At 31.7% G+C, this 6,000-nt stretch carries 3 protein-coding genes and 1 other annotated feature; of the genes, 1 reads left to right on the plus strand and 2 read right to left on the minus strand.

Going from position 1 to position 6,000, the window contains the following annotated elements:
* Window positions 1-310 precede the first annotated feature (310 nt).
* Window positions 311-513: a binding site (T-box leader), on the plus strand.
* Window positions 514-650: 137 nt separating this feature from the next.
* Complete coding sequence (gene thrS / locus KPL37_RS15295; RefSeq protein WP_216150755.1) at window positions 651-2,588, plus strand: threonine--tRNA ligase; 1,938 nt, start codon at window positions 651-653, stop codon at window positions 2,586-2,588.
* 71 nt (window positions 2,589-2,659) lie between these two features.
* Here the strand turns inward: thrS and KPL37_RS15300 are convergent, their stop codons facing one another.
* Window positions 2,660-4,318, minus strand: coding sequence for a glutamine--tRNA ligase/YqeY domain fusion protein (locus tag KPL37_RS15300; protein WP_216150757.1), 1,659 nt, complete (start codon window positions 4,316-4,318; stop codon window positions 2,660-2,662).
* A 388-nt stretch (window positions 4,319-4,706) separates the two neighbouring features.
* A complete protein-coding gene (locus tag KPL37_RS15305) occupies window positions 4,707-5,750 on the minus strand; it encodes a Gfo/Idh/MocA family protein (protein WP_216150759.1) in 1,044 nt (347 codons plus the stop codon).
* Between the last annotated feature and the right edge of the window lie 250 nt (window positions 5,751-6,000).

The following is a 6,000-nucleotide window of genomic DNA, read 5'->3' on the forward strand; positions in this document are numbered from 1 at the left end:
ATATTAGTATGAATTACCTATATGTAATGAAGTAGTAAATTACTCGTATCAATATTTGCACATAACACATATTAAGATTTAGATATTTTATAGTTCATTTATATTCCCCCAAGTTGCCTATATAATTTAATTGATAGCCATTATAATTGAATGCACCCGAACAATATATCTATATTACTTATTTGTCGATTAATTACATTATTGTATTATGAACACCATAAAACTGTACTAAATTACATATTATTCTCTTTGCCTATCTTGACATATATACCACAAGTGATATAATTAATGTAAGTAAATAAATAAATAAATTAATACTACGATGAGGAAAGTAAGCCATGGTACATTTACAGAGAAGGAATACATTTGCTGGAAGTATTCTTAAATGAAATTAGCTGAAGACTACCTCTGAGCGGCTTCAACAAAGCCCGGTAATTCCGTTATAATTATTAAGTGGTTTATTATATAAACAATTTGGGTGGAACCGCGGGAAATTATAATCTCGTCCCAATTCTATAGTTAGAATTGAGACGGGATTTTTTTATTTTCCCCAAAAATATAAGTTTACAAACTTGTTGATAATATTTTTGATTTCTTCATTTCTAAAAGTGTAACCCTAAACAAGTATATAAAAGAGAGGAGCAATGTACATGATAAATCTTAAACTAAAAGATGGTTCAATAAAATCTTATGAATCTGAACTAACTGTAATTGAAGTTGCGAGGGATATTAGCGAGGGACTTGCAAGAGTCGCTTGTGCCGGTATGGTAGATGGTCAAACTGTAGATTTACGTTATAAACTCACTAAGGACTGTGAGCTTAGTATATTAACTTTTGATAGTGAGGAAGGAAAAAGAGCATTTAGACATACAGCTACTCATATTTTAGCTCAAGCAGTAAAGCGATTATTCCCAAATACTAAACTTGCCATAGGACCTGCTATAGATGGCGGTTTCTACTATGATTTTGATAAACAAAATTCTTTTTCTGCTGACGATATTAAATCAATTGAAGCGGAAATGAAAAAGATTGTTAAAGAAGATCTACCTATAGAAAGGTTTGAGCTTCCAAGAGCTGAAGCTATCGCTTTTATGGGTAAATTAGATGAGAACTTTAAAGTTCAGTTAATTGAAGACCTACCAGTAGATGCAAAATTATCTTTCTACAAACATGGTGAATTTACAGATCTTTGTGCAGGTCCACATTTAATGTCAACAAAATATATAAAAGCCTTTAAACTTACTCAAGTTGCAGGAGCTTATTGGAGAGGCAACGAAAAAAACAAAATGCTTAGCCGTATATATGGAACTGCATTTACAAAAAAATCTGATCTAGATGCTCATATAGAGAAAATGGAAGATGCTAAGAAAAGGGATCATAACAAGCTTGGTCGTGAGCTTAAACTGTTCACTACCTCAGAAATGATAGGTCAAGGTTTACCTCTACTTATGCCCAATGGTGCAAGGGTAATCCAGTTATTGCAACGTTTTGTTGAAGATGAAGAAGAAAAAAGGGGTTATGTTATAACTAAAACTCCATTAATGGCTAAAAGTGAGTTATACAAAGTATCTGGTCATTGGGATCACTATAAAGATGGAATGTTTGTTCTTGGTGATGAATCTAAAGGTGAGGATGTTATGGCACTTCGCCCTATGACATGCCCATTCCAATTTACAGTTTATAATGCTGACCAGAAAAGTTATCGTGATCTTCCAATTAGATATGCAGAGACTTCTACATTATTTAGAAATGAATCCTCAGGTGAAATGCATGGTCTTACAAGAGTACGTCAGTTCACTATTTCAGAAGGTCATTTAGTTGTTAGACCAGATCAATTAGAAGATGAATTTAAAGACGTTATAGATTTAATTCACTTTATGCTTAAAACGCTTGGAATCGAAGAGGATATTACTTATAGATTCTCAAAATGGGATCCAAATAATAAAGAAAAGTATATTGATAACCCAGAAGCTTGGGCACAAACTGAGTCTAAGATGAAAGTCATTTTAGACGATCTTAAAATAGACTATAAAACAGCTATTGGTGAAGCTGCTTTCTACGGTCCTAAACTAGATTTACAATTCAAAAATGTGTATGGTAAGGAAGATACTATAATTACAGTGCAAATTGACTTCTCACTACCAGATAGATTTGATATGACTTATATTGATAAAGACGGAGTTAAAAAACGTCCATATGTTATTCATAGAACTTCTATTGGTTGTTACGAAAGAACGCTTGCAATGCTTATTGAAAAATATGCAGGAGCTTTCCCAACTTGGCTTGCACCACTTCAAGTTAAAGTATTACCAATTTCTGAGAAATATCATGATTATGCAGAAAAAGTAGTATCAAAACTTAAAGAATCTAGAATTAGAGTTGAAGCTGACTTTAGAGCAGAAAAAATCGGGTATAAAATTCGTGAAGCTCGTAATGAAAGAGTTCCTTTCCTACTAATAGTTGGAGAGAAAGAAGCAGAACTAGACGAAGTTTCTGTTAGAAGCCGTAAAAATGCTGATGAGGGTGCAACTTCCCTAGATTCATTTATTAAAAGAATTAAAGACGAAATCGATACTAAATTATTATAATAACTGAAGTAATATAACAAATAAGGCAGCACAAGATAAATTCTTGTGCTGCCTTATTAATATTATAACTATTATTTTTGAATTTTGAACGAACTTTTTAAAGACACTATTCTGTTAAACACTAATTTATCTGCAGTTGTGTATTTATAATCCACATTGAAATAACCATGTCTAAAGAATTGGAATTTATCATTTGATTTTGAATCTTTCATGTTTGGTTCTATAAAACCTTGTAAAATTTCTATAGAATTTGGATTTATTTGATCTAAGAAAGTTTTTCCTTCTTCTTGATCATCATCTAAAATTAAAGGTTCATATAATCTAAATTCTGCAGGGAGTGCATTTATTGCATCTACCCAATGAATTGTTCCTTTAACTTTTCTTCCTGTAAATCCACTACCACTCTTAGTCTCCACATCATAAGTACAATGTAGTTCGGATACATTTCCATCAGCATCCTTAACCATTTCATTACACTTAATAAAATATGCTCCCTTTAGTCTTACTTCATTACCCACAAATAATCTAAAGTATTTCTTTATTGGATTTTCCATGAAGTCTTCTCTTTCTATATATATTTCTCTTGAGAATGACACCTGGCGAGTTCCCATAGATGGATCATCTTGATTGTTCTCAATTTGAAGCATTTCAACTTGAGATTCTGGATAATTTGTGATAACTACTTTTAAAGGTCTTAAAATTGCCATTGTTCTAAGTGTTTTAGGACTTAAATCTTCTCTTATAAAGTGCTCAAGCAATTGACCATCTACTTTACTATTAGCTTTTGCAACTCCGATTTCTCTACAAAAATTACGTATAGATTCTGCTGTATAGCCCCTACGTCTAAGTCCAGCTATGGTTGGCATACGTGGATCATCCCATGAATCTACTACATGTTCATCTACTAATTGCTTAAGATTTCTTTTACTCATTACTGTATTTGTTATATTTAATCTTGCAAACTCAATCTGTCTTGGTTTATTTTCCATTTCACAAACATTCACAACCCAATCATATAGAGGCCTGTGATCTTCAAATTCTAAAGTACAAATTGAATGTGTAACTCCCTCAATTGCATCTTCTATTGGATGTGCATAATCATACATAGGATATATACACCATTTATCTCCCGTATTATGATGAATTGCATGAGATATACGATAAATTACTGGATCTCTCATGTTTATATTTGGAGAAGTCATATCAATTCTAGCTCTTAAAACCTTTGCTCCATCAGGGAATTCACCTTTTCTCATACGATCAAATAAGTCTAGATTTTCTTCAATTGCTCTATTTATGTATGGACTAACTTTACCAGGTTTTCTTAAAGTCCCTCTGTACTCTTTCATTTCCTCAGCTGTTAAATCACAAACATATGCTTTACCTTTTTTTATTAATAATACGGCACGCTTATACATCTCATCAAAATAATTTGATGCAAAGAATAAATTATCCCACTTAAATCCGAGCCATTTTACGTCTTCTTCTATAGACTTAACATACTCTTTATCCTCTTTAGCTGGATTAGTATCATCAAAACGTAAGTTAGTCATACCGTTAAATTCATCTGCTAATTGAAAGTTTAAAATAATTGATTTTGCATGCCCAATATGTAAATATCCGTTTGGCTCCGGCGGAAAACGAGTAATTATTTTTTTATGTTTTCCTGTTTCTATATCTTCCATAACAATGTTTCTTATAAAATTTGATGAACTGGTCTTAGTTTCCATGTTTGGCACCTTCCTTTTAATCTAGCAAACTTGTAATATCCCCTACCGTAATCCAGATTACTCGAGAATGCTCTTATCTATAAGAGTATTATCGCATTAAGAAGACTTCCACATAACAATCTTGCTCGTAAATTTGATAACGAGAAAGGTTGGATGAGAGTAAGCCAAATCACATGTAAGTTCAGTCGCTTGTAAGTTTTATGTATATCTACTAAATATATCACAAAAACAGATTTTTTCCTAGGATTTAAACGTATCATGGCATTAAATATTAGGTTTTTTAATTATATTTGTAGTCTTCCCATATTCCCCAAATTCTAGTTTATTTAAAAAAGTTTTAATTTTATATAAAGTTTTAACCTCTTATTTGAAACATATAGGAAAAATCTTATACCTCTCTCTCATACACCTTATCAATTACTCTCTGACATTTTAATGCATCATCAAAATCAGCAGCCATGCTTTCGGATGAATTATCATAAACCTTATTTGCGAAGTTTATAAGTGAGGCAGTATGACAGTTTTGGAAATATCCCAAAGAATTCCTTTTATCCGAATAAAATTTTAATGATTTTTCTCCTGCTGCTACATTTATTATCTGCGTTGAATTACTTTCATAACTATATATTTCAATTTCATAAGGATTATTAAAATTAATCTTTATACTGCCGTGGCTTCCATAAACTACATAATCATCTGTTTGTTCTCTTTCAGTAAATACTCTCGAAACCTCAAGGCTTCCAATTACGCCATTTTTTAATGTAAATTCACAATTTGTAATTTCATCAACTTCTGATCTGTCTTTAAAGAAAATTCTAGATTTTGCATCTACTCCCTCTATATCTCCCATAGTAAATTGTATCATGTCAATTAAATGGACACCTAAATCGAGAAGTGCCCCACCACCAGAATTTTTTCCAGTTCTCCATGTATCCTTTTTATTTTCATTTAAATAACTATCATGATAAGTTCTCACTTTAAAATCTATAATCCTTCCTATTGTCTCTTTTTCAAGTTCTGCTTTTAGTAATGAAAGAGCTGGCATGAATCTATAAACTAGAGCTACAGAATTTTTTATATTGTTTTCCTTAACAAGTCCTGCCATTTCTATCGCGTCTTTAAGATTTGTAGCTAGTGGTTTTTCACAGTAAATAGCTTTGCCGTATTTTACTGCCTTTACCACATTGTCAAAATGGACATTGTTAGGTGTACATATGTCAATAAAATCAATCTCTTCATCCTTAAGTACCTCTTCAATGTCTGTGACATTTATAACTCCACTAATAGGAGAAATCATAGGATCCCTAGTTACAATGTATTTTAAATTTAACTCATAAGGAAGTGAAAACCTTAAGTTAGCATCATAAACTGCTAATGAATGTGTTTTCGCTATCCCACCAAATCCTATCATTGCAAAATTTATTTTTTTCATAAATTTATACCTCGCTTTCATATTAATGTCATTAAATCATCTCTTGCTGAGCTGAAACATTAATGACTTCACAAGGAGATTTATTCTCCCACTGAAGTTTCTTATTTGTTAAGGTACATAACTCCCCCTTATAAAAGTGGAGATTTCACGGAAACTCCCTAGTTCCTGTGATTACTCATTTTTAGTATCATTAATTTTTATTGATTCCCCCATTTTTTTTGCATAAAACACTTGACAAGTCTGTAGAATT

Origin of the sequence: Clostridium frigoris, from assembly GCF_018861865.1 — a bacterium.
GTDB classification, from domain to species: Bacteria; Bacillota; Clostridia; order Clostridiales; family Clostridiaceae; genus Clostridium_AD; species Clostridium_AD frigoris.